The organism is Prochlorococcus marinus str. MIT 1013, from assembly GCF_027359395.1.
Classification (GTDB): domain Bacteria; phylum Cyanobacteriota; class Cyanobacteriia; order PCC-6307; family Cyanobiaceae; genus Prochlorococcus_B; species Prochlorococcus_B marinus_E.
The window spans coordinates 1,220,944-1,245,492 of the sequence record NZ_CP114778.1; the positions used below are offsets into that span (position 1 = coordinate 1,220,944).

Genomic DNA, 24,549 nt, shown 5'->3' on the forward strand with positions numbered 1-24,549 from the left:
TTAATTCAGACAAAGGAAAAGTGAATTAATTAATCAATTAATTCTCCTGTCTTCTTTAATCGTCGTTTCTTTGAGCCATCTTTATCTACAAAAATCTCAACCTTGCTAGCAACTTTTTCCTTGGTTGAGTAGATCATTACATTTGAAGCATGCAAAGAAGTTTCTTTGGTCTCTATTCGACCAGTTTCTCCTTCTTGTGATGCTTTTACATGCTTTGTTCTTTGATTAATTCCTTGAACTACAACTCTATTTTCATAGGGAAGTGTTTGAAGGACTTCGCCGGTTTTACCTTTATCCTTTCCAGAAATAATCTGAACTGTATCTCCTTTGCGGATCTTCATTTTGATCCGATCAGCAGAAGCTTTGGTTTTGTTAATTGCTGGCATGACTAAATAACCTCCGGTGCTAAAGAGACGATTTTAGTAAAATTGCGTTCTCTTAATTCTCGTGCGACAGGACCAAATACCCTCGTTCCTCTTGGGTTTTGATCATCATTGATAAGAACAGCAGCATTGTCATCAAAGCGTATTGAATTTCCAGTCTCTCTTCGCATTGTTGCTCTAGTACGAACAACAACCGCTTTCACCACATCTGATTTTTTGACTCCCATATTTGGCATCGCATCTTTAACAGAAGCAACGATCACATCGCCTACGTGAGCATAACGACGATTGGAACCCAAGACTCGAATACATTGCAAACGCTTGGCGCCACTATTATCTGCAACGGTTAAGAATGTTTCTTGCTGAATCATTTTGCAGCCTCCTTAGATTTCATACCCTTAACAAGAACATCTGTAACCGTCCAACGTTTGTGAGCGCTCATAGGAGGTGACTCTTTAATACGAACTCGGTCACCCACTTTGCAATGATTTTCTGCATCATGAGCTTTATATCTAGTCGTACGACTAATAATTTTCTGGTAGATAGGATGTGGAAATCTATTTTCCACAGCTACAACTACTGTTTTTTGCATTTTGTCACTGACAACAGTGCCGACCATTTCCTTAAGTGCCATAACTAAAAATCAAGATGATGTGTTTGAGCGGCTTCGCTCGTTAGTAACCGTTAAAAGTTGTGCCAATTCAATTCGTGCCTCTTTGAAACGGTGAGTTTTAGCTAGCTGTCTAGTGGCTTGCTTAAAACGAAGATCAAAAAGTTCTTTACGAAGATTTTCAATCTTTTCTGATATCTCGGAATCAGAGAGATTCCTTACATCTTTCGTAGTTGTTTTGCTCATGATGATGACTCCGAATCATCTGCTGCAACTGGCGTTTTAGCAGGTTTATAATTTCCCTTATTGAGATCTTCATCTAGGGAAATAAATTTTGTTTTTACTGGCAGCTTGTATTGAGCAAGACGCATTGCCTCTTTTGCAATTGTCTCTGTAATTTCTTCGCCACCCATTTCAAACAAGATTCGACCAGGCTTGACAACTGCAACCCAAAATTCTGGGTTACCTTTACCAGATCCCATTCTTGTCTCAGCAGGCCTCATCGTTACGGGCTTATCAGGGAAAATACGAATCCAAATTTGTCCTCCCCTTTTTACATAACGAGTCATCGCTCGTCTACTTGCCTCGATTTGTCTTGAGGTAACCCAACCACAATCTTGAGCTTGCAATGCAAACTGACCAAAAGCGATTTTGTTGCCTCTAGTAGCAACGCCACGCATACGGCCTCTCTGTTGTTTGCGAAATTTAGTTCTTTTGGGACTAAGCATGATTAAAACTCCTTATTTAGCTTCATTGGAACGATCCTCAAATTGTTGAGGTCTTCGATTCCCCCTATTGCGTCTAGGAGAAGAACCAACAGGTAATGGCTGTTCTTCTTTAGGAAGAACTTCACCTTTGAAAACCCATACTTTGATTCCTAAAACTCCATAGGTTGTACTAGCAACTTTGGTTGCATAATCAATTTCTGCTCTCAAAGTGTGGAGAGGAACTCTTCCTTCTCGAGTCCATTCAGAACGTGCGATTTCAGCGCCATTCAACCTTCCGCCTACTTGTATTTTAAGACCTAAGACACCAGCTCTTTGTGCTCTTTGAACCGCCATTCGAATAGTTCGTCTAAAGGCAACACGCTTTTCTAGTTGCTGAGCAATATATTCGGCAAGAAGATAAGCATCTGCATCAACTTTTTCTACTTCGACTACATTTATGCGTACTTGTCTATTTCTATCACCGATTGTTTTTTGAATACCAGATCTGAGTTCTTCAATACCACTTCCCTGCCTACCAACAATTACTCCTGGCCTAGCAGTTTTTAATTCGACCTCAAGCTGATCTGCTTTTCGAGCAATCAATACATCGCTTATCCCTGCTGCTCCATACTTTTTCTTGATGAAAGTGCGGATCCGATCATCTTCTTGGAGTAGTAAAGGATAAGTTTTACTTGGTGCATACCATTTAGAACGATGCTCTTGGGTGATGCCAAGCCTAATTCCAGTGGGGTGAATTTTATGTCCCATCAGTCTGAGTCCTCAGAATTGGTTGATTGAGTGGCCGAAACAGCAATGCTGATGTGGCATGTCTGCTTTTTAATTGCAAATGCTCTGCCCTGGGCCCTAGGCCTATAACGTTTCATTGGTGGGCCCATATCAGCGGTAGCAGTGCTAATCACCAGCGAAGAAGGTTCAAGACCAAGATTGTTTTCTGCATTCGCAACAGCTGATCGCAATACTTTTGTTATTGGCTCAGTTGATCGATAAGGCATAAATTCAAGCATGATCAAAGCATCCCTGTAAGTTCTTCCTCTTATTTGATCAAGGACACGTCGAACTTTTGAAGCAGATCCGCGAATATAACGCCCATGGGCCTGGGCTGTCGTTTTGGTAGATGAAGTAGTCATGATTAGCGTGCTCCTTTTTTATCTCTGATGTGACCTCTGTAGGTTCGAGTTGGTGCAAACTCTCCTAACTTGTGTCCAACCATTTGCTCAGTTATGAAAACGGGTATGTGACTCTTTCCATTGTGAACAGCAATTGTATGGCCAATCATCATTGGCAAAATTGTTGAGGCTCTGGACCATGTTTTGATGACAGCTTTATCGTCATTAGAGTTTTGCTTCTCGATTTTACGAAGCAAACTGTCTGAAATAAATGGCCCTTTTTTTAGTGAACGTCCCATAACTGTTTAAAAGAATTGGTAAAGAAAGATAGAAATCATGAATCGCGACCTCCTCTACTCCGTTTAGATACCTTGCGTCGTTTTCGAAGAACATACTTATTACTTGGCTTGTTCTTCTTCCTGGTTTTCAAACCAAGAGCAGCTTTACCCCAAGGTGTCACAGGACCAGCACGTCCAACAGGTGCCTTTCCTTCTCCTCCTCCATGTGGGTGATCACATGGATTCATGACACTTCCTCTAACTTGAGGTCGTCTGCCAAGCCATCTTCTTCTTCCAGCTTTTCCTAGGCTTGTATTTCTAATCTCAGAATTACCAACCTCTCCAAGGGTGGCATAGCATTCCTTTCTGACTAAACGAACCTCAGTTGAAGGTAATTTCAACGCAACGTAATCTCCTTCTTTAGCCATGACTTGGGCGCTAGCTCCAGCTGTACGAACCATCTGTCCGCCTCGACCTGGATAAAGTTCAACACAATGAACGCTCGAACCTAAAGGCATTGAAGAAAGTGGTAAAGCATTACCAATTTCAATTGGTGCATCTGGACCTGAAATAACTTCTTGCCCAACTGTTATGTCCGCAGGTGCAAGAATGTATCTCTTTTCACCATCAGAGTAAAAGATTAGAGCAAGTCTTGCATTCCGATGTGGGTCATAATGAATTGCCGCAACTTTGGCCGAAACGCCATGCTTATTTCGACGAAAATCAACAATCCTATATAGCCTTTTATGCCCTCCTCCTCTGTGACGACAAGTAATTACCCCTCTGTTATTACGCCCTTTCTTTCGATGTTTGGATACGACAAGTGAGCGCTCAGGTTTATTGGATGTAACTTCACTAAAGTCAGTTACTACTCTTGTACGAGTACCAGGTGTGTAAGGTTTGAAACTTCTTATGGCCATTGTTTTAACCCTCCTCTGATTCTGGGAACAACTGTATTGAGTTGCCTTCTGCTAGGCGAACCACAGCCTTCTTCACTTGAGGTCTCTTTCCAGAAAACCTACCAACTCTTCTGCTTTTTGTTGGGGGATTCATAGTACTAATACCAAGAACCTTGACATCAAACATCTTTTCCACAGCAGCTTTTATGTCAGGCTTAGCTGCTCTTGGATCGACTTCAAAAGTGTACTGGTTTAGATCCAAAGCTTTTGTAGCCTTCTCGGTTATCAAAGGACGCTTAATCACATCAGTAAGTCGATTATCAAAAAATTTAGTCATTACCGTAGACCTCCTTAATGGTTGATAATGCGTCTTCGCCTATTACCAAAGAATTGGCATTGAGAAGGTCAAACACATTTAATTGATCAGCAGAGATAAGCTTTATCTTTTCTAAGTTTCTAATTGAGCGCTTTATAATTTCTGATGGCTTATTGAGAATAATAAGAATTTTCGCATCAGCATTGATGCCTACTCGCTGGAGTAGAGCAAGAATTTCGCTTGTTTTAGGAACTTCTAGCTTTGAACCAAAGTCTTTAATTATTTTTGCGTCTGAAATCCTACTCATTAGAGCAGTCCGAAGAGCTAGCCTTCGTTCCTTCCTATTCATTTCCAAGTTATATTTGCGAGGCTTGGGACCAAAGATAATTCCACCTCCTGGTCGAAGAGGAGTCCTGATTGAGCCTTGCCTTGCTCTACCAGTACCCTTTTGCTTGTAGGGTTTACGGCCGCCGCCTCGAACCTCAGATCTAGTCAAAGTACTTGCAGTACCTTGACGGCTGTGAGCTTGTTGACGCAAAACAGCACGATGTAATAAATCTGCCGCCGAGGATTCTTTGGCAGTTTTCAAATCAATTGATGATTCTCCAGCCTCTTTTCCTTGCCAATCAAGAACAGTACAGTTAGTCATGATTATTTACCTCCTTGCTGAGTAGAAACGCCAACTCTTTTGGCAGGTCTTATGTTTAAAAGAGATCCAGGCTTCCCTGGAACAGATCCTTTTACAACTAATAAATTGTGATTTGTATCTATCTTTAAAATTTCAAGGCCTCTGGTAGTGACTTTTTTACCGCCCATACGACCAGCCATCCTTTTCCCAGGGTAAACACGACCAGGAGTTGTTCCAGCGCCTGTCGAACCAGGCAATCGATGATTCTTTGAACCGTGACTCATAGGCCCGCGGCTAAAACCATGTCGCTTTTGATAGCCTGCGAATCCTCTACCCATGGTGTCGCCACTAACATCAACTTTTTGACCTTGTTCGAAATCATCGACAGTTATTGCGGCTCCAAGTTGAAATTCACCTGAATTTTCTACTCGGTACTCCCGAAGATGACGCAAAAGGTCATCTCCTGATTTTGCAAGATGACCTTTTGAAGGCTTGTTAATAAGTTTTTCACGAATCAATTGGAAACCTATCTGTACAGCGGCATAGCCATCCGTATCTGCAGATTTCAATTGAGTGATTCGACAGGGACCCGCTTCGATCAAAGTGACTGGAACGGCTCTGCCTTGATCATCGAAGAGTTGGGACATACCCAACTTCTTACCTAGGATTCCTAAAGACATGAGTTAAATAAACGCCAGCTCAAAGGTCAATCTGTAAAGAGAGAGACTTGGAATCTGAATTAAATCGCTTATCTAGCCAAAAAAGTTGAAGTTAATTGAAGTTCAAATTATTTGGAAAAATGCTAGCGACAATCAGCTGGCTGAGACTTTTTCAAACTTTTTAAAAAGTTCAAAGAGTATCTCGACAAAAGAAAATAAATTCTTCTGCACTGGCCAAAAAGACTAAACGCAAACGTCTAGTCTGCTCAAGCGTCTAGAGGCCCGGCTAGCGGGCGGGCATAGAAAAGCTTTAGCAACTTAAAAGATTACACTATTAACACCCATTTTGTGTGATGCTTCACTTGAATAAGATAAAGAATTTGATTTAAGGATGCCTTTATTACTCTCTGGTCAGAAATTTCGCACTGATCTTGAATCATTCGGCTGCCTTGCCATCCTTAGCCCATTAGAAGGCGGAGCAGAAACTCGTTTACTTCGAAGACTTAGAGCTAGCGGATATCAAACACAGATAACTTCCGCTAGAGGATTAGGAGATCCAGTTGTCTTTCTTACTCAATTACATGGAATCAGACCACCACATTTGGGACATCAAAATGTTGGGAGAAATGGGGCCTTAGGGGAAGTTCAACAAGTTATTCCTCAACTAAATGAATTGTTAGTCGAAAATAAACCCTTGGTTCTATGGTTGTTAGAAGGTCAAGTCCTGTCCAAGTCAGAACTATTAGCAATAAATAATCTCTGCCAAAAGGAACCTAGAATCAAAATTGTTATTGAGATGGGAGGAGCTCGAAGTATTAAATGGCAACCATTAAATGAATTCATCAATAGAGATTAGAAACTCATCAAGGTGATTACTCAAAATTCGATTTGCAATTCTGAAGCTCTCAAAAAAGGTAACTGGGTAAAATTAATTTGTGGCGCAAGTAATCAAGACTTAGCTGCAATAAATGATCTTTGCTCAATTTATGGAGCTGCAGGGGTGCATTGCATTGACCTAGCTGCCGACGAAGCTGTTATCCATGCTGCTCGCAATGCTATTGATTGGGTTTTCGAAACTTATGGAAAAAAACCATGGCTGATGATCAGCTTAAGTGATGGAAAAGATGCACATTTTCGCAAAGCTTGGTTTAATCCAGACCTATGTCCTTCGAATTGTTTAAGACCCTGTCAAAGCATTTGTCCAGCTCACGCGATTGAAAACGAAGGTGGTGTAAAGGCTAATAAATGCTATGGATGTGGCCGATGTATTGATTCATGCCCATTAGGAATCATTCAAGAAAAGGATCGAAGACTAACTCTGAAAGATTTTGCTCCGTTGTTAAAAACTATCAGACCAGATGCAGTAGAAATCCATACTGCCCCAGGAAGAGGCCAAGAATTTGAAAAAACAATCAAGGAGATTTTTAAAGTCGATCTGGAGCTACAACGATTATCTGTCAGCTGCGGTTTACAAGGGCATGGAATAAACCATGAAAAATTAGCAGAAGAACTTTGGCTGCGACATAAATTCCTGAGAATTCATAATCAAAAACCTCTTTGGCAAATTGATGGGCGTCGAATGAGTGGAGATCTCGGAGCAGGTGCGGCCAAAATTGCAGTAAAACTCTGGGAAAGAATACGCCCAATAGCTCCACCAGGCCCCTTACAACTTGCTGGAGGGACTAATGAATCAACCATTAAGTACTTACCAGAGATTAAGGGGCCTGAAGGAGTTGCTTTTGGAGGGAAAGCAAGAAAGATAATCCAACCATGGTTAGAAGAGGCTCAACGAAAAAGAATTAGTCTTAGAGAATGGCCTGAAGGCTGGGAGGCGGCTCTTGCAGAGGCAAAACAACTTATAAATCCTTGGCTTATAAGAAAATCTTTATAATTGAATTTCCCCTAGCTAAATCAATCATTCGAAAGCCCGCGTTGAGCTGTATTAATGAAGAAATCTACCGATTCACTAAAAAAAACTGGATAAAGACATGACAGGATTGAATCAAATATGCAATTATCTAATAGAAAGAATCCAAATCTATGTCTTTCAAGTGCAAACATAGATCTGGAACAATGGGCCGTCGCCAAGTGGTAAGGCATCGGGTTTTGGTCTCGACATTCCTAGGTTCGAATCCTAGCGGCCCAGTTTTCAACAGTTAGTGATAGAGCCTCTACTTGTTCTTGATTTTGATGGCGTCATCGTTGACGGCATTAAGGAGTATTGGTCAAGTTCTCGTCAAACTTGTCTAAATATACTTTCTGCCAAAGAACAAGAAATTATTTCTTTTCCTAGTGAGATTCCCAAAGCTTTTAAGGCAATGAGGCCATGGGTTCATCATGGTTGGGAAATGGTTATTCTGGCTGCTGAATGTTCAAATAAAACTAGTCAATTAAACTTAAAAGGTTTACAAAATTTCTCAAGAAATTATCAAAAAGAATGCTCCTTAGCTCTTGAAAACTGGGGTTGGACACCTTTTCAATTACAAGAAGCTTTAAATCAAACTAGGAGAGAAGCAATATCAAATAATTTTAATCAGTGGTTAAATTTTCATCAGCCTTTTTCTTTAGTCACTCAACGCCTCAAGACACTTGAGAGGGAAGGTATTGAATTTGCTGTTTTAACAACAAAAAGTATTGAGTTCACAAAAAAACTTTTGGATTGTTTCGATCTTCAGCCAAAGCTTGTTTTCGGTCACGAATCAGGAAGTAAAGTTGATGTCTTAAACCAACTCTTACAGACAAGAATAATTCAAGGTTTTATTGAAGATCGAAGAACTACCTTAGAAAAAGTCTTGGAAGATCCAAAGCTGAAATCTATCCCTTGTTACTTAGCAAGTTGGGGATACTTAAAACCTCAGGATAAAAATAATCTTCCTTCCGGTATCAAATTATTAAATTCAGATACTTTACGAAAACCTATTTCTAAGTGGTCTTGACTTAATAGCGTACGTCTGTACTATCGGTTTAATTGCTATTCGTTGAGGAGCTGAGTATTTCATCATCAATCCCAACGTCTGTTGTTATTCCTCTGAATTAACGTTATTTGTCATGTCAAACGAAGGTAAGTCACTCCAATCAACTGAACCTAAGAAAATAGTCGCAAAATCTGGAGAAAAAGAAAAAGCATTGAGCTTAGTGGTTGGGCAAATAGAACGCAATTTCGGGAAGGGTTCGATCATGCGCCTTGGGGACGCGTCAAAGATGCGGGTAGAAACAATATCTACGGGTGCCTTAACTCTTGATTTAGCTCTTGGTGGCGGCTATCCCAAAGGACGTGTAATTGAAGTTTATGGTCCCGAAAGTTCTGGGAAGACAACGCTGACATTACATGCGATAGCTGAGATTCAACGTAATGGCGGAGTTGCTGCATTTGTAGATGCAGAACATGCTCTTGACCCAGTCTATGCAGCTTCTCTTGGTGTTGATGTAGAGAATCTTCTCGTATCTCAGCCAGATACAGGCGAGATGGCCTTGGAAATCGTTGACCAACTTATTAGATCTGCTGCAGTCGATCTAGTTGTTGTTGATTCAGTCGCTGCACTTACGCCTCGTTCAGAGATAGAAGGAGAAATGGGTGATCATTCAGTAGGTGCTCAAGCTCGTCTAATGAGTCAAGCAATGAGAAAAATCACTGGAAACATTGGCAAGTCTGGTTGCACAGTAATTTTCTTAAATCAATTACGTCTAAAAATTGGTATTACATATGGGAATCCAGAGACAACAACTGGTGGAAATGCTCTTAAATTTTATGCCTCAGTAAGATTAGATATTCGTCGTATTCAAACTTTAAAGAGAGGAACTGAAGAATATGGAATTCGTGCAAAAGTGAAAGTCGCAAAAAACAAAGTTGCACCTCCATTCCGAATAGCCGAGTTTGATATTCTTTTTGGAAAAGGAATTAGTACTCTTGGTTGTCTTCTTGATTTAGCAGATGAGACTAATGTTGTTACTCGTAAAGGAGCGTGGTATAGCTATGAAGGTGACAATATTGGGCAAGGGAGAGATAATACCATTACTTGGCTTGAACAAAATCCTGAATCAAAAGAAATAATTGAAAAATTAGTCAAAGAAAAATTAACTGAAGGCTCAGAAGTAAGTGCTAATTCAATGAGACCGTTAGCGGCAGCTGCTCGACAGGCTTCATCACGACCAAACCTAAGCCAAGTTTCAGCGAACGGTTAAAGGTAAAAACATACTATGGTTTATCTGATATCAGCAGGAATCCACCACCCTGCAGCAGGTCCAACAAAGCGAACAATGATCCAAAGAATAACTAAAGCAGCAATACCTACCCATCCTGCACGAACACTTAATTGTATAAATTGATCTCTTTGCGCTTGTGTAACAGGAAACCAAGAGACAATACGAGGTGACTCATTCCTAGGGTTTTTCTTACCACGAGGTTTCAAGCCTTGCTCAGATCTTCGGCGTGCTTCTCCCATTATAAAAAAACAATATTTTTTAATCTAAGAGATTGATTTTAATAAGGCAATAAGCGCTCTAAAGAGACCCATGGTTCAAGAGCTTCGAATATTAGTTTTCCCCAACTTCTATAGTGCATACGGCCGTCAAGTATGGCGACTCGAACATCTTTACCCCTAATGATTACAAGCGATTTAAGAAGAGTAGTAATGGTTTCTGGGAAAAGGAATTCTCGAAACCAGTCACGACCTTGATGCTTAAGCATTTCAACTTTAGCGGCAATCCAGGGTGATTCTAAAGTAGGCAATGGAATCACTGGAAAAATTAATTGATCTGGAGTTGGCAAATTGTACTGATTAATAATCCACCAATTACAGCTACAACAAATAATTCCATTAGTCTTAATATTAGTAGTTTCATGAACGACTCTCAATCCAAATTCCCCAGCTAATTCACTAGTTATCTGAAGTCGTAGTTGCACATCATCTACCAAAATAATAGTTGAATGAGTACGACCAAGAATTAATCTTTGACATTGTCTTATAATATGACGATAAAAGTGAGATGTATTTGGCAAAGGTTGTCTTTTAGGAACAAATAAAGGTGTAGGTTCTTGATCAAATTTATTCCCTAAATTCACCTTCACATCGAAAGTAAATTTTTTCCTATTTAAATCTAAAAAGAAAGAATCACTTTGACCTAAGTTATTCAGCATCAAAAGAGTATTTTTTGATAGCAAGCCTGAGAGAGTCTGCAAAGGAAGCAAGGGTTGAATATACCAGTCCCAACTAAGTTTTTTATTATCTAGTTTTGCCCATGTCACCCATTCATCGTTGACGACATTAAGAGCTCGTTTCCAAGGCATTTCTGAAGGTAAGTCATCTTTGAGAATTTCTTTTAATGCTAAAAGTTCCCTATAATCAATTCTTATAACAGCATCAGAACTTTGGGACTGACTGAAAAGACTTCGACTTAGACGCTCATGAAATTCAATAATTGGGACTTCAAAATGTGAGTGAGAAGTAAGCAAATTCTCCCAATCTTTTGCAGTAATTTTAATAGACATCGATTCTCTTAGCTCACTAGAAATAAACTCAGATTCAATAAAAATTAATTGGCGATTTTTTAATAAATCTTTTTCATTTGCAGAAGTAAGATCTTGATATCTTAGAACCCAAATTTTTTTGTCTGAAGGAATTAATTCAATTCCTTCTACATAATCAAAACCTAATTGACTAGATCTTAACTTTGGTAATTCCACTTCAAACAAGAGTCGATTTTGTCTCTCTGAAAGAATCAGCACAATATTATTGTTATACAAGCAAAGTGGAATCAAAAGACCAGGCCACCAAAAATTTTTACTGTCATTTGACAATTGAATAAAAGTATTATCTTTACGACTTAAGCTTCTAGAGATCAATCTAGCTAGGGTCAAATTATGAGGCCATAGAGCAAGATTGTTTTGATAGTATTTTTTTAGATGTTTATGTGAATTCACCTCAAGCATTAGTAGGACCTTTTATCAATAAATTCTTTTAATCATGTTGCCCTATCAATAAAGATATAGAACAATACTATTTATGGAGCTTAAAACAAAACCCTCTAAAAATATTGGAATTGTTGGATTAGGTCTAATTGGAGGCTCCTTAGGCTTAGATCTCCAAAAGCTTGGATATACAGTTTATGGGATTACTCATCGAGAAAAAACTGCACACAAAGCTAGAGAAAGAAAACTAGCCCAAATCGTTAGTACTGATCCAAGTGTATTGAAAGATTGTTCTCTTATTTATATTGCTTTACCACTTAAACAACTCCTAAATCCTTCATCCGTTTTAATCAATGCCATTCCTAGGAATGCTGTTGTTACTGATGTTGGATCTGTAAAAGTCCCTATTTTAAATACTTGGAACAAGCTACATCCGCGTTTTGTGGCCAGTCATCCAATGACAGGAACTGAAGAATCTGGTGTTAACGCAGGTCAACATGATTTATTTAAAAATAAGCCATGGGTCGTTACTCCAAATAAAGAAACTGATCAAAAAGCCCTCGAAATAGTTCGCCAAATTTCTTTATCACTTGGGAGTCAATGGATAAGCTCTGAAGCTCAAATACATGATGAAGCTGTTGGCTTGATTTCACATTTACCAGTTCTAATTAGCGCAGCATTGATCAATACACTCAGTACAGATGTAAAGCCTTCCTTATATTCACTTGCAAAAAGTATTGCATCCAGTGGGTTTGCTGACACCTCTAGGGTCGGAGGTGGCAACCCAGAGCTAGGAGTCTCTATGGCAAAATTTAACAAGAAAAATATACAGAGACATTTAGCATCTTATAGATATTCTCTAGATCTATTTGAAAAATATTTACTTGAAGAGAACTGGGATGAACTCAAAAAAATGCTAGTTCATACAAAGGAAGAAAGACAGAATTTGATTTTGAAACCTCCTAATTAAAGACAGGAATATTCAAATGTCTACCTTTAGATTCCATTAGTTGTCTAACAACCATCATGGCTGATTGGCTTACGCCAGCTGTACCTTCACCGGGATAAATCGAATCCCCACAAAGCCAAAAGCCTCTAAGAGGGGTTCTACTTGACAAGCCAAAAGGGCCAAATTGATCTGGATGTTGACCGAGCCCTCCGACTATTCCACGAGGGCGTCCTGTCCACCTTTCAAAGCTTCTTGGGGTTGAAAGTTCTTGATGATCCCAACTCGTCTCGAGCAAATCAAACTTTTTATTTAAAATAGTTCTAATCTTTTTTGCGAAAATATTTTTTTTCCTTGCATAGGATTGACTATCTAGATTAGACCATTGATCAATATCAACAAATACACTTGCAATTAAAGTAGCCATGCCAGCTGGTGCACGCTGATCATCTTCCATACTTATTGAAATAAATAAAGAGCCAAAAATCTCATCGAATATTTGAATATGCCCTGGACAATCAACTGGCAAGTCAGAACGAGGGAGAGCCCCGTAAAATACAAGGGCACCACTGGGCTTGGGTAGTTTTTTTATACTTTCACGATATGTTGTGGGTAAACCTCCATCAATAGGAATTAAATCTAAAAGAGATTGAGGAGGCAAGCTAAAAACAATATCTGATGCTTTCAGCTGTATCAAATTCTTTCTACTATCAATTACATTAACATCAAAAATATTTGAATTTTTTTTACTTACTATTTTGGTCACTCTATGCCCAATCAAAAGGCTTCCACCATCTCTCAAGAAACTATCTTTCAACAAATCGCTAAGAATTTGCATTGATCCATGAAGATGCCATAGGCCTCTTGGGGATTGGGCCATTTGAAGAACAGTTGCACCGTATAAAGCTGCCGTTCTACTTGCTGGCTCTTGAGAATAAAGTTTTAATTGAAGGTCTAGAAAACTACGTAGACGTCTATCTTTATGACAACCAGTTATAGTAAGCAAGTCTGCAATAGTCAACTTACTCAAAAAACCTGTTAAAAGATTTGAAGGACGTATGGCTCTAATTAATTGACTTAAATCCCAAAAATTTCTTACCGGAAGTATCGGATCTCTTTCGACAAAGCCCCAGTTACTTTCGTGAATTTTAGAACATAATGACCAGAAGATCTCACTCCCGGGAAACTGTTCTTGTCTTTCTTTCTGCCATCTCCATGGATCATGCCAAAGATTAATTGGCCTACTTCCATCACCTAAAACAACTGAACATCCAGGATCTAAAATTTTTGCATCAGGTAACGGAATATCTAAATAATTAAATAAACGATGATGGATTCCTCCACTCTCAAGGCCTGCAACTTGGGTAGCGCCTACATCAAAAGTATAAGAACCTCTTTTAAAAGTTCCTGCACAACCACCTAATTGACTATGTGATTCGATCAAAGTTACCTGATAACCCTCTTTAGAGAGGAGAGCAGCACCTGTTAAGCCAGCTATCCCTCCCCCAACAACAATGATAGATTCTTCAGACATCAAAAATTATTAAGCGAGAATACAGTGAATGGAGGAATTAATCCAAAAGGCTCTTTTAAGTTCAAATAAAATAAGCAACAACTCATTAATAGAAAAAATAATTCCGGTAGGCGGAGGTTGTATCCATAAAGCTTGGTGCATTCTTTTCCAAAATGGCAAGAGAGTTTTTGCCAAATCAAATCATATTGACAATATTAATATGTTTAAGTTCGAACGTGAGTGTCTTTCTGTTCTCACAAAATTTGCCAATAAATCGTATATCTGCGTTCCTAAAACACTTGATCTCATAAGTTATCAAAATATATCTATACTTTTTTTAGAATGGATAGATCTCAAACAATCCCAACAAAATCTCCTTGGTAAAGGCTTAGCACTCCTGCATAAATCATCCAGTGAATGCAGTCAAAAAAATTTCGGATGGGAAGAAGAAGGTTTTATAGGTTCTAACAACCAAATAAGAGGGTGGGACAGTAACTGGGGAGAATTCTTTGTAAATTATCGTCTTAAACCACAACTTATACAAGCAAAAGCATGGGGGGTTAGAGTTGATGATTATGAGGATGTTTTAATATATTTAAGCTCATATCTAAATAATCATCACCCAAGGATCTCAATAGTTCATGGTGATCTATGGTCCGGTAATTGTGGAAGTACTAAAAATGGTTTAGGAAGTCTTTATGACCCTGCGAGTTATTGGGCTGACAGAGAAGTTGATATCTCAATGACTAAATTATTTGGTGGTTTTAATAAAGAATTTTATCAAGGATACGAAGAGATTTGGCCACTAGATAAATTTTCAAAAGATAGGACTGATATTTATAATCTTTACCATTTGCTTAATCACGCAAATATATTTGGTGGATCCTATAAAGAAAATTCACTACAAACGCTAGAAAATCTGAGATCTCGTGCGTAACGAAACCTCAGATCTGATGGTCTCTCTCTTATTTAGTTTATCCTAAGTACTCTTTTTTGAGATTTTGAACTTTGTCAAATACAGCTGTTCTTTTTTCACTTGTTGTTAAGTTTTGCCAACTCCATTGGCCTAAAACAACAATTCCAAGAAGTTCCAGCAAACCAGGAAGAATTGGGAAAAAATTAACTGTATCAATAACAACCTTGATTAGTACTTGAGCTAAAACAACAACGGCAATGATCCCTGCCGCCTTGCCATACTTACCCATTTGAGTCCAATCAATTTTGCTCAAAGATTCATTAACTTTTCCCATTACGTCACTGTAACGTTCTGAAAAATTAACACCTTCTGTTTTCCCTGCCTTTGATTCATCTTTAGAATCAGGATTTACATCAGACATGAACACAAGCTACTAAGCAAATATGGACTGAGCGTATCGAATTAATTTAATAAATGCCATAGGCTGAATAGAGATAAGTCCGAACCAAAATAGAGAGGATGCCGAATCAAATCATTTTTTTCATGAAAATCCCAAAATATATAGAATTCCATAACGAAACGAATTATGTTCTCTCTAGATTTTTAAAGGCAGCAGAGCCAGAGGAAGGCTGCTGTATATTAATTGGCAAAACCAACAGCTCAGCTAAAGATCACAAAAAACATATTTGGGAGATAACTCACATCTGGAATTGTCGAAATATTTGGGGAGAACAAGAATCGAAATTAATTGATCAAAAAATAAGAGGATTTTCTAATCAAAAAGATATGCAATTGTCCAAAAAAAATCGGTTCGAAATAGACACTAAAGATCAAATTGCATCTCAAAAATGGGCAAGAAAAAATGATCTAGAAGTTTTATGCTGTGCTCACTCTCATCCTACGGGTGAAAACAAACCTTCGAAAATGGATCTATTCTTACACCAATCGCCTGGTCTTATGGTTATCTCAAATAAAGATGGAGATTTAAAAGCATGGTGGGTCAAAAATAAATTAAACTTTCAGAGCGTGAAAATTGAAATTTTTTCTTTAACGTAAATCAATCAGGAAAGGTTTGATTAATGGAGCAAAGCCAGAATGAAACAAATTTAAGTTCTGAAGAAATTGCTAGGTATGCAAGACACATAAGTCTTCCTGAAATAGGTATTAAAGGCCAAGAGAAATTAAAGACAGGCTCAGTTGCTTGCATTGGAACAGGAGGACTAGGATCTCCACTTTTAATTTATCTTGCAGCAGCTGGAATTGGGCGTATCGGAATAGTTGATTTTGATGTCGTTGAATACTCAAACTTACAAAGGCAAATCATTCATACAACAAATTCAATAGGTCTATTAAAAACAGATTCTGCCAAGCAACAAATACTTAAAATAAATCCTTCTTGCCGAGTTGACTTATTCAATCAAAAGCTAACAAGTAGTAATGCTTTGGAAATACTTAGGAGTTATGATGTGATATGTGATTGTTCAGACAATTTCCCAACGCGATACTTAATTAATGATGCTTGTCTAATACTTAAAAAACCTAATATATATGGTTCAATTGCAAGATTTGAAGGTCAAGTAAGTGTATTTAATCTGAAAAAAGATAGCCCTAACTATCGAGACCTTATCCCAACACCTCCTCCACAAGAATTAATTCCATCATGCTCTCAAGCAGGCGTAATGGGAATTCTTCCAGGAATTATTGGTACAATTCAAGCAGCAGAAGCTATCAAGATAATAACAAATATTGGTTATCCACTTAACGGTAGGCTCCTAATTTTTAATGCATTACAGATGAGATTTAAAGAGCTAACATTGAAATCAAAGAAAGAAAATAGAAATATAAATAAACTAATAGATTATCAAAGTTTCTGTTCAGAGGTCACGGTTAAAAATGAGGTGGCTTGTGATATACAAGGTATTTCAACTAAGGAATTAAAAATACTCCTTAGCCAATCATCAAAAGAAATACTCTTAATAGATGTTCGCGATCAAAATGAATACAATCAATGTTCAATTAAAGGTTCAAAGCTTATCCCTCTTAGCACTATTGAAAGTGGGGAAGCCATTAATGAAATAAAAATCCTTACCGCAAAAAAAAATCTTTATGTATTTTGTAAAAGTGGAAAAAGATCATTACGTGCATTAAAGCATTTAAACAAATTTGGAATAAGAGGTATTAATATCGAAGGAGGTATTGAAGCATGGAATAAAGCAACAATTAATTAGAGTTAATAATCAACTCCCCTTTTCAAATCAACTCCTTTTTCTGCATAGTGTTTGTGACACACCATCTCAGAATGAACACTTGCTAAATCAAAATATATGGGTTGATGTTTACATCTTCCTGTGATAATCACTTCTGTCTCTGATGGTTTGCGTAGCAATGTTTGAACAATTGGCTCGACTGGTAGGAGTTCCAAATCAACTGTTGGATTTAACTCATCCAAAATCACAGTCTTATAAAGACCACTGGATATAGCTGCCCTTGCAATTTCCCAGGCTCTTTCAGCTTCTATATAATCAATGGGCTTTTGCTGGCCCCTCCAAACAATCGCATCTCTACCAGATCGAAGATGGTCAACTAGATGAGGGTAGCTTTCTCGAAGAGCTGCAATAGCGGCATCTTCTGTGTAACCACTACCACCCTTAAGCCATTGCAAAATCAATACACGATGACTTTTATCCTGGCTAATCCCTCTTCCAATAGCTTGTAAAGCTTTACCCAAAGCGCTGGTAGATTTGCCTTTTCCTTCTCCGGTATATATTTCAATCCCACCAATATTGTTCTCAAAAATAATTTCATCGTTATTAATTTCAGGGCGTCTATGAGCTTTCATCTCTGAATGAAGTTCCGCAACTTTAATCAGAGGGTTTGGTGCAGCTCTTCCCGTAACGATAACTTCCATACCATTTGGTCTTGAAGTTAGAGTCTTAACAACTTCTTCAACAGGTAATAATCCTAAATCTAGAACAGGATTCAATTCATCTAGAACAACAACTGAATATAAAGCACTAGCAATGGCACCCTTTGCTATGTCCCATCCTCTTTGAGCTTCTTGATAATCAAATTTTGTAGATTGGTCGGAGTTAAAAAATTCACCCCTGCCAGTTCTAACTTGATCAATCAGGTGAGGGAATCCTTGTTGTAAAGCGTCTATCGCTGCATCTTCGTCATACGAGCGACCAGGCCCTTTCAAGAATCTCAGAAGTAATACTCTTGTTTGTCTTTTCTCACATATGCCAAGGCCTATAGTTCTCAAAACCACCCCCAAAGCCGCCTGGCTCTTCCCTTTCCCCTCGCCGTCATAAACATGTAATTGTCCGTGACTACGTTCCTGGCTTTCCGATGCTGTAGTAATTCCTATTCCGTTTGATACCACGATCGAAAATTCTGCTTCTTATGCATGCAACTTAACTTCTTCTTCATTAGACGTCATAGTATGTGCGAAATACATACAAAGATGAAAGAATGTAGAAATTTCAATTTCATCAAATTAATGATCAATTAAAAAAGTGTTTTTTAGTCAACTTGAATCTTTAACCGAATCAGAGCTGAAGCAATTAAGGTTGTTAAGAGAATTTATTAAAGACATAAATAATGCTTGTGTTGCATTCTCTGGTGGTGTTGATAGTTCTTTAATAGCAACAATAGCGCAAGAACAACTAGGTTCAAAGGCCTTTGCCGTAACTGGCATCTCTCCTTCGTTGGCTCCATACTTACTTAAGCAAGCACGTCTTCAAGCAAATTGGATTGGCATTCGTCATGAAGAATGCCAAACGAATGAAATCAATGAGCCAAATTACTTTAAGAATCCTGAAAATAGATGCTTTGCTTGTAAACAAGAATTGCATAAGCATTTAAATCAAATTTCAAAAAGATTCAATAATGCTCAGGTGCTCGATGGAGTTAATTATGACGATCTTCACGACTTTCGACCAGGAATTAAAGCATCCAATCACGCAGGAGTGATATCACCTCTTGCCGAACTGAAAATAGATAAAAAATCAATTCGTTCGATTTCTAAATCATTGGGTTTACCTTGGTGGGATAAACCTGCTCAACCATGTTTAGCCTCTCGGATTCCCTTTGGAGAGGAAATAAGTTCGAAAAGGCTTGAGCAAATTGCCTTAGCAGAAGAATGGATTATTAATCAAGGTTTTTCTCGAGTTCGTGTCAGAAGTCAAGGCCTATCAGCCAGAATCGAATTACCCGCAAATGAAATAGATAAATTTATTCAGCTTATTGAAAGGAGTAAATTAGTTAAATATTTTTTATATTTAGGCTTTCATTCAATAAGTCTCGATCTAGAGGGGTTGGTTAGTGGAAAACTCACCAGAGACATAAAAACTACTTAAAAATAAACTCTGATAATGAAAGGGTTGTTGATTTACTTTCACCATTAATTTTGATCAAGGCTGGCGATGCAAATTTTGAATTTCTGAAGGTATTTCTCTTGCGATATTTTTAAATGAGAAGTTCTTAGCCAAAAACTCTTTAAAAAGTAACTTGCAAGCTTTTTCAGGCATCGTATGATCTCCACACGTGAATACATCTATAGCGGCATAACCAATCTCTGGCCAAGTATGTATTGAGATATGAGATTCAGCCAATAAAGCTAACCCCGTAACTCCCTGAGGCTTAAAACCATGTGTTACCAAATTTATAAGCGTTGCACCGGAAATTTTAGCTGATGATGTGATAGTTGTCCTTATAAAAGCTTCATCATTAAGCTTCGCATGATCACATTGATAAAGTTCAAGTATGCAGTGCCTGCCAATATTCTCACGAGAATTTGTATGTAAGGTTTCTATGTCATTCGACTTGCAAGAGCCATGCCATCCAGGATTTGGATGTAATTCTGTAAAAAAAGGTTCCATATCTATTTAAAAAGCATTCCCACAATAACCGACCAATAGTTTCAACAAAAGGAATCTAATTGCATTAATTGCGAGTTTCTTACCCATTCACCTTCAAATGATTCCAGATGTGTTGCACTTATTAAACATTGATGTTTTTGACCGACAGCATCTAAAAGCAATAATTGTCGTTTAGGATCCAGTTCAGCCAAAACATCATCTAAAAGCAATATTGGAGATTTACCATACAAAGATTTGATTAACTCTAATTCCGCCAATTTCAAGGCCAAAACAATAGTTCTCTGTTGTCCAGCAGAACCAAAACGTCTAGCATCCACTCCATTTAATAAAAACTGAACATCATCACGATGAGGACCTACTCGACAATTACCCGTTATCTCTTCCTCAGATCTAATTTCTAAAAGTTGACGTTCAATACTCTCCCTCCAAAGTCTTTCACTTTCTTCACCCTCGAGTTTGCTACCAGGCAAATATAGAATATTTAGTTTTTCCTTACTGTTGCTTAAATGTTGTTGCCAACTTGCAGCAATAGGAAGTAGACGATTTAATATACGCCTCCTTCTTCGATGAATTCTTGTACTCACCAAGGCCATCTGCATATCAAAAGAATCTAATAAAATATTTTGATCCTTGTTCGATTCAAGATTTAAGTTACGCCATAGCTGACTTCTTTGTCTAAGCAATCTAGAAAACCTTCCCATTAAATCAGAATATATAGGCTCGAGTTGTTGAACGATTCTATCCAGCCAATTTCTTCTTAGAGATGGTTCCCCCCGAATTAATTCTAGATCAAGTGCGCTAAACCCTACACTTCTCATAGGCCCAATCAAATCAATTTGACGAGTTAAAAGTTTTTCATTTTTGTAGGCTTTTCTGCCACCTTTTCTATTTATTTCTAAAGAAAGTTTTTGATCATCTTCAATCGTCGCAGTTAAACAAGCTTTATCTTGATCCCAATAAATCAAATCCTGATTTCGGTTTGATCGATGAGAACGTAAACTAGATAAGAGCTCTACAGATTCAAGTAGATTAGATTTCCCAATTCCATTTGGCCCTATTACTATCAAACGATTTTCAGTAAACTCAACCTGAAAACGTTGATAATTTCGAAAATAATTAAGTTCTAACTGGTGAAGTTGGATGTTTCTTTATGGGATTTGTATGTAAGCTAATTTTAATAAGGTCTCAGTATTTGGCCTTTTTTAATAACAACCCTTTATTGGGCATGTAGCTCAGTTGGATAGAGCATCAGATTCCGGTTCTGAGAGTCGGGGGTTCGAGTCCCTCCATGCTCGTAAAAATTAATTTTTCAAAATCTAAATCCCATTGTTTTGATCCCATTGGGATCTAATAAAAATCCATTTGCGTTTAAAGCTTTAAGTGAAATATTTGGAGCAGCAACAGAAATGCTACAGCCTGGCAACTCACGTCTAATGATTTCAATTGCTTTAAAAACTACAATAGACATGTATTTATCTTGTTGATCACCGGGCTCGGCCACCAAATCCCACAGATTTGCATTTAAACCTTTATCACTAGTCACACGAACAAAACCTACAAGGTTCTCAGAAGTCTTTTGAAGGAGAGTTAAATAAAAATCACTACTTTTCAAGGCTAATTCCAACTTCCTTGGTTGATGAGTATCTTGATTACATCTTGATAGTAGCCTATTTATTTTTCGTACAGAAACAAACTCACTCCTAAGAAGGACAAAGCCCTCAGGAATTTGAGGAGATTTATTTAATGAATTTAATCCAAGCATGTCATCCTGTGTTCCTCATCCCTGCAGCAATACCATTAATGGTCAACAAAGCTCCACGCAATAATTCACTACGGCTATATGTTCGTGAACTTTGAGAGGCGTCAACACTCAAATCCTCACTAATTGGTGGTTGACGATTCTGATCTCTTAATCGTTTCAGAAGAGCAACTTGTAAAAATCCTAAAGGGACAATAGTCCTATTTCTAAGGTTTACAGACAATTGCAAAGCAGGGTCTGCACTTAATAATTTTGATTTGTCAGTAATTTCTAGAATTAGTTTCTTGGTCAAACTATATTCACTTGAAATAATCTCAAAAATACGAGCAAAGGCATCTCGATTATCATCGCCACCTAAACTAACCATATAGTGATGGGCGACCTCCAAATCAACTTTTGAAAGAGTCATCTCTACTTTAGATATCAACATTCTAAAAAATGGCCATCTCTGATTCAACATTCGCAACATCTCCATCTGGTCGGGGTCTGTCTTAAGTTCAGTAGCCAAAGCCGTCCCAACCCCAAACCAACTTGGCAAGAGGAAACGACTCTGAGTCCAACCAAAGACCCATGGGATAGCACGAAGACTTGATAAGTCTTTTGCACCACTCTTTCTTCGAGCAGGGCGACTAGAAATTTGTAACTTACTGATTTCCTCTATTGGAGTCACTACTTGAAAAAATTGAACCAATTCGGGGTTATCATGTACTAGAGCTCGGTAGTGCTCCCTTGAACGAGCTGCAAGTCTAGTCATTAATTCATTCCAATTTGGCGTAGCATCTAATTTATTTGTAACCAAGCTATTCTGAAGAACAGCTGTAGTAACAGTTTCAAGATTATAAAGAGCTAATTCAGGAAGACTATATTTTGATGCAAGGACCTCCCCTTGCTCGGTTATCTTAATTCGGCCCTGGATAGTACCACTCGGTTGAGCCAAAATCGCTTGATAGGCTGGTCCTCCTCCTCTACCTACAGACCCTCCTCTACCATGGAAAATGCGTAATGCTATTCCTTGTCTACTAGCAAGATCTTGGAGTGCTATTTGGGCTTTATGAATTTCCCAATTACTTGAAAGGAAACCGGAATCCTTATTGCTATCAGAATATCCAAGCATGAGTTCCTGAAGTGGTTGAATTTTCTCACCTACTCTTGGAAGTAATTCACGATAAACATCTGTCTGGAGTAAGGACTCCATTACAGAAGGCGCACGTTGCAAATCCTCAACCGTTTCAAATAATGGAACAACGAGAAAATCAGCAGATCCTAAAGCTGGATCAATCAACCCAGACTCTTTAGCTAAAAGAAGAACTTCTAACAAATCAGATGCTGTATGACTCATTGAAATCACATATGAGCGACATATCCGAGTACCAAATTCTTTCTGAAGCCTATGAAGCATGTGAAAAACTGAGATAGTTTCTTGAGTACTTTTAGACCACTCAAGCGCAGGTGGAATTAGTGGTCTCCGAGTTTGCAATTCCTTCATTAACCATGTAACTCGGCTTTCCTCATCCATTTCTCCATATGACTTAGGTAAATCTAAATAACGAGTAAGTTCATCCAAAGCATCACTATGTCGTGTACTTTCTTGCCTAATATCTAAGCTGGCCAAAGAGAAGCCAAAGATATGAACTTGATTCAACAAAGTATCTAGAGGTTCACATGTGAGATCTGTACTAACTAAACTATTTCTGATAAGCTCTAATTCATTCTTAAATTCATCTACAGATCTATAGTGAAGAAACTCATCAAAACTATTATTTGTAGATATTAAAGGCTTTCCTTCTGGAGAGAATTGCCATCCAGCATCAGCCAACTGCTTATTACGTAGTTGAGTAAGCCTTAACCTCTCTAATGTATAGCTAAGTTTCAATCGATAAGGTTCCAGACGATATCTAGCAGCCCTTTCCTCATAGACCTCAGGGAAACGAACTCTATCCATCTCTAATGATTCTAGCAAAGGAGAACTTACTTGACTCCATTGCATAGATATACTCAGTTGATCTCTTAGCTCTTGAACTGTTGCAAGATACCGATCCAACATTAATTGTCTTTGATAACACGCTGTTCTCCATGTGATTTCAGGCGTTACTGACGGGTTCCCATCACGATCTGAACCTACCCAAGAGCCAAATGTACAAAAAGCTTCATTAGGAATCTCTACATCTGGATAACTTGAAGCCAGGGCAGTAGTCAGTCTCCTTCTTAATTGAGGCATGGCATCAAACAAAACCTGCTGAAAATAATGAAGCGCATAGTCAACCTCATCAAGAACAGTTGGTTTAAATTGATGAAGCTCATCAGTTCTCCACCAAAGTCTTATCTCCTCCTCTAATTGCAACCTAAATATTTCCTTTTCAGCTTCGGAAATTGAGTTATTAGATTGAAGTTGTTGTAAAAGAGTAGCTACTCTTCGTTGCTTGTGGCGAACAGTATGTCTAACTATTTCAGTTGGATGAGCTGTAAAAACAAGGCGTATATCCATTTCTCTCATCAAAGCATCAAGCTGTGCTGGAGGAACATTCAAACGACGTAATCGCTCAAATAATTGTCTAAAAGTTGCTGGCGCAGTCTGACTAGCTAATGCAGGAGCAAATGGATCTATTTTGTAATTACTGTTCTCTAGATTCTCTTTTTTCATACTGTTTAAATAACTATCTTCCTCTATACGTTGCTCAAGAATATTTACAAGCTGAAAATAAAGAGAGAAAGCCCGAGCCGCAGATATCGCCTCCGCCAAGTCCATTTCCGTAATCAATTGGACAATTGCTTGCGAGGAATTATCTTGCTTTGAATTACTTGGGTCACTTAATTGTTTTAAACGCAATAGTCTCTCTGTTTGATCAGGAGGACATTCACTTTTGAGAACTGTTTTCCAAAGATCTTCAACAAGTTCAAGCCTTTGCTGCAATAAATATCCAGGATCTTGATCATCAACACTTACTGTCGAGTGATTAGAGATATTTTCGTTAGGAGGATTTTTCAACATAAACATATTATGAGGCAGTTCTACCGACTTA

At 38.2% G+C, this 24,549-nt stretch carries 30 protein-coding genes and 2 tRNA genes; 11 read left to right on the plus strand and 21 right to left on the minus strand.

Annotation, left to right across the window (positions count from 1 at the left end; genetic code table 11):
* Positions 1-29 precede the first annotated feature (29 nt).
* Genes rplX through rplC form a run of 12 tightly spaced genes read right to left on the minus strand, consistent with a single transcriptional unit; the run spans position 30 to position 5,628 of the window.
* Positions 30-341: a 50S ribosomal protein L24 gene (gene rplX, locus O5633_RS07290; RefSeq protein WP_269611330.1), complete on the minus strand. Its 312-nt coding sequence runs from the start codon at positions 339-341 to the stop codon at positions 30-32.
* Positions 342-388: 47 nt separating this feature from the next.
* A complete protein-coding gene (gene rplN, locus O5633_RS07295; protein ID WP_011295463.1) occupies positions 389-754 on the minus strand; it encodes a 50S ribosomal protein L14 in 366 nt (121 codons plus the stop codon).
* A complete protein-coding gene (rpsQ, locus tag O5633_RS07300) occupies positions 751-1,017 on the minus strand; it encodes a 30S ribosomal protein S17 (protein ID WP_269608970.1) in 267 nt (88 codons plus the stop codon). The genes rplN and rpsQ overlap by 4 nt, the downstream gene beginning before the upstream one ends.
* Positions 1,018-1,026: 9 nt before the next feature.
* Positions 1,027-1,239, minus strand: a complete 213-nt coding sequence (gene rpmC / locus O5633_RS07305) for a 50S ribosomal protein L29 (RefSeq protein ID WP_269608972.1) — start codon at positions 1,237-1,239, stop codon at positions 1,027-1,029.
* Positions 1,236-1,721 (minus strand): 50S ribosomal protein L16, encoded by a 486-nt coding sequence (gene rplP / locus O5633_RS07310; RefSeq protein ID WP_269608973.1) that lies wholly within the window; start codon positions 1,719-1,721, stop codon positions 1,236-1,238. The genes rpmC and rplP overlap by 4 nt, the downstream gene beginning before the upstream one ends.
* Before the next feature lie 12 nt (positions 1,722-1,733).
* The gene (gene rpsC, locus O5633_RS07315) at positions 1,734-2,468 is read right to left on the minus strand and encodes a 30S ribosomal protein S3 (protein ID WP_269608974.1); all 735 of its coding nucleotides are present in this window, start codon (positions 2,466-2,468) and stop codon (positions 1,734-1,736) included.
* Entirely contained in the window at positions 2,468-2,848 is a 381-nt protein-coding gene (rplV, locus tag O5633_RS07320) for a 50S ribosomal protein L22 (RefSeq protein WP_269608975.1), read from the minus strand. The genes rpsC and rplV overlap by 1 nt, the downstream gene beginning before the upstream one ends.
* Positions 2,849-2,850: 2 nt before the next feature.
* Positions 2,851-3,126 (minus strand): 30S ribosomal protein S19, encoded by a 276-nt coding sequence (gene rpsS / locus O5633_RS07325; protein WP_269608978.1) that lies wholly within the window; start codon positions 3,124-3,126, stop codon positions 2,851-2,853.
* Between the two features lie 35 nt (positions 3,127-3,161).
* Complete coding sequence (rplB, locus tag O5633_RS07330; RefSeq protein ID WP_269608979.1) at positions 3,162-4,025, minus strand: 50S ribosomal protein L2; 864 nt, start codon at positions 4,023-4,025, stop codon at positions 3,162-3,164.
* A 4-nt stretch (positions 4,026-4,029) separates the two neighbouring features.
* Positions 4,030-4,341, minus strand: a complete 312-nt coding sequence (locus tag O5633_RS07335) for a 50S ribosomal protein L23 (RefSeq protein ID WP_269608980.1) — start codon at positions 4,339-4,341, stop codon at positions 4,030-4,032.
* Positions 4,334-4,969: a 50S ribosomal protein L4 gene (gene rplD, locus O5633_RS07340; protein ID WP_269608981.1), complete on the minus strand. Its 636-nt coding sequence runs from the start codon at positions 4,967-4,969 to the stop codon at positions 4,334-4,336. Before rplD ends, O5633_RS07335 begins: the two co-directional genes overlap by 8 nt.
* Positions 4,970-4,971: 2 nt before the next feature.
* Complete coding sequence (rplC, locus tag O5633_RS07345; protein ID WP_269608982.1) at positions 4,972-5,628, minus strand: 50S ribosomal protein L3; 657 nt, start codon at positions 5,626-5,628, stop codon at positions 4,972-4,974.
* 370 nt (positions 5,629-5,998) lie between these two features.
* On the opposite strand from rplC, the gene O5633_RS07350 reads away from it, so the two are divergent.
* From O5633_RS07350 to recA, 5 genes are all read left to right on the plus strand, one after another.
* On the plus strand, positions 5,999-6,463 hold the full coding sequence (locus O5633_RS07350; protein ID WP_269608983.1) for an NAD(P)H-quinone oxidoreductase subunit N: 465 nt from the start codon (positions 5,999-6,001) through the stop codon (positions 6,461-6,463).
* A 12-nt stretch (positions 6,464-6,475) separates the two neighbouring features.
* Positions 6,476-7,498 carry an LdpA C-terminal domain-containing domain gene (locus O5633_RS07355; protein ID WP_269608984.1) on the plus strand — a complete coding sequence of 341 codons (1,023 nt, stop codon included), beginning with the start codon at positions 6,476-6,478 and terminating at the stop codon, positions 7,496-7,498.
* A gap of 183 nt (positions 7,499-7,681) precedes the next feature.
* Positions 7,682-7,753, plus strand: a tRNA-Gln gene (locus O5633_RS07360).
* Positions 7,754-7,766: 13 nt separating this feature from the next.
* Positions 7,767-8,543: an HAD family hydrolase gene (locus O5633_RS07365; protein WP_269608985.1), complete on the plus strand. Its 777-nt coding sequence runs from the start codon at positions 7,767-7,769 to the stop codon at positions 8,541-8,543.
* A 112-nt stretch (positions 8,544-8,655) separates the two neighbouring features.
* Positions 8,656-9,789 carry a recombinase RecA gene (gene recA / locus O5633_RS07370; protein ID WP_269608986.1) on the plus strand — a complete coding sequence of 378 codons (1,134 nt, stop codon included), beginning with the start codon at positions 8,656-8,658 and terminating at the stop codon, positions 9,787-9,789.
* Between the two features lie 20 nt (positions 9,790-9,809).
* Here recA and O5633_RS07375 read toward each other — a convergent pair whose 3' ends face one another.
* Positions 9,810-10,049 (minus strand): DUF2839 domain-containing protein, encoded by a 240-nt coding sequence (locus O5633_RS07375; protein WP_269608987.1) that lies wholly within the window; start codon positions 10,047-10,049, stop codon positions 9,810-9,812.
* Positions 10,050-10,087: 38 nt separating this feature from the next.
* Positions 10,088-11,536 carry a helicase gene (locus tag O5633_RS07380; protein ID WP_269608988.1) on the minus strand — a complete coding sequence of 483 codons (1,449 nt, stop codon included), beginning with the start codon at positions 11,534-11,536 and terminating at the stop codon, positions 10,088-10,090.
* 73 nt (positions 11,537-11,609) lie between these two features.
* Between O5633_RS07380 and O5633_RS07385 the strand changes: the two genes are divergently transcribed.
* On the plus strand, positions 11,610-12,485 hold the full coding sequence (locus O5633_RS07385; RefSeq protein ID WP_269608989.1) for a prephenate/arogenate dehydrogenase: 876 nt from the start codon (positions 11,610-11,612) through the stop codon (positions 12,483-12,485).
* Here O5633_RS07385 and crtD read toward each other — a convergent pair.
* Positions 12,478-13,995: a C-3',4' desaturase CrtD gene (crtD, locus tag O5633_RS07390; RefSeq protein WP_269608990.1), complete on the minus strand. Its 1,518-nt coding sequence runs from the start codon at positions 13,993-13,995 to the stop codon at positions 12,478-12,480. The genes O5633_RS07385 and crtD overlap by 8 nt on opposite strands.
* Positions 13,996-14,023: 28 nt before the next feature.
* Between crtD and O5633_RS07395 the strand changes: the two genes are divergently transcribed.
* The gene (locus O5633_RS07395) at positions 14,024-14,911 is read left to right on the plus strand and encodes a fructosamine kinase family protein (RefSeq protein WP_269608991.1); all 888 of its coding nucleotides are present in this window, start codon (positions 14,024-14,026) and stop codon (positions 14,909-14,911) included.
* Positions 14,912-14,948: 37 nt separating this feature from the next.
* On the opposite strand, the gene O5633_RS07400 is transcribed toward O5633_RS07395, so the two are convergent.
* Positions 14,949-15,311, minus strand: coding sequence for a CAAD domain-containing protein (locus O5633_RS07400; protein ID WP_011295483.1), 363 nt, complete (start codon positions 15,309-15,311; stop codon positions 14,949-14,951).
* A 122-nt stretch (positions 15,312-15,433) separates the two neighbouring features.
* Between O5633_RS07400 and O5633_RS07405 the strand changes: the two genes are divergently transcribed.
* Together O5633_RS07405 and moeB are read left to right on the plus strand one after the other, a co-directional pair.
* Positions 15,434-15,946: a M67 family metallopeptidase gene (locus O5633_RS07405; RefSeq protein WP_269608992.1), complete on the plus strand. Its 513-nt coding sequence runs from the start codon at positions 15,434-15,436 to the stop codon at positions 15,944-15,946.
* 23 nt (positions 15,947-15,969) lie between these two features.
* Positions 15,970-17,118, plus strand: coding sequence for a molybdopterin-synthase adenylyltransferase MoeB (gene moeB, locus O5633_RS07410; RefSeq protein ID WP_269608993.1), 1,149 nt, complete (start codon positions 15,970-15,972; stop codon positions 17,116-17,118).
* Positions 17,119-17,120: 2 nt separating this feature from the next.
* On the opposite strand, the gene O5633_RS07415 is transcribed toward moeB, so the two are convergent.
* The gene (locus O5633_RS07415; RefSeq protein WP_269608994.1) at positions 17,121-18,272 is read right to left on the minus strand and encodes a cob(I)yrinic acid a,c-diamide adenosyltransferase; all 1,152 of its coding nucleotides are present in this window, start codon (positions 18,270-18,272) and stop codon (positions 17,121-17,123) included.
* A gap of 133 nt (positions 18,273-18,405) precedes the next feature.
* On the opposite strand from O5633_RS07415, the gene larE reads away from it, so the two are divergent.
* Positions 18,406-19,248: an ATP-dependent sacrificial sulfur transferase LarE gene (larE, locus tag O5633_RS07420; RefSeq protein WP_269608995.1), complete on the plus strand. Its 843-nt coding sequence runs from the start codon at positions 18,406-18,408 to the stop codon at positions 19,246-19,248.
* 54 nt (positions 19,249-19,302) lie between these two features.
* On the opposite strand, the gene speD is transcribed toward larE, so the two are convergent.
* Together speD and recF are read right to left on the minus strand one after the other, a co-directional pair.
* Complete coding sequence (speD, locus tag O5633_RS07425; protein WP_269608996.1) at positions 19,303-19,770, minus strand: adenosylmethionine decarboxylase; 468 nt, start codon at positions 19,768-19,770, stop codon at positions 19,303-19,305.
* A 41-nt stretch (positions 19,771-19,811) separates the two neighbouring features.
* Complete coding sequence (gene recF / locus O5633_RS07430; protein ID WP_269611331.1) at positions 19,812-20,912, minus strand: DNA replication/repair protein RecF; 1,101 nt, start codon at positions 20,910-20,912, stop codon at positions 19,812-19,814.
* A 79-nt stretch (positions 20,913-20,991) separates the two neighbouring features.
* On the opposite strand from recF, the gene O5633_RS07435 reads away from it, so the two are divergent.
* A tRNA-Arg gene (locus O5633_RS07435) sits at positions 20,992-21,065 on the plus strand.
* Between the two features lie 14 nt (positions 21,066-21,079).
* On the opposite strand, the gene O5633_RS07440 is transcribed toward O5633_RS07435, so the two are convergent.
* Positions 21,080-21,532, minus strand: coding sequence for an N-acetyltransferase (locus O5633_RS07440; RefSeq protein WP_269608997.1), 453 nt, complete (start codon positions 21,530-21,532; stop codon positions 21,080-21,082).
* A gap of 1 nt (position 21,533) precedes the next feature.
* Complete coding sequence (ppc, locus tag O5633_RS07445; RefSeq protein ID WP_420063636.1) at positions 21,534-24,524, minus strand: phosphoenolpyruvate carboxylase; 2,991 nt, start codon at positions 24,522-24,524, stop codon at positions 21,534-21,536.
* Positions 24,525-24,549 lie beyond the last annotated feature (25 nt).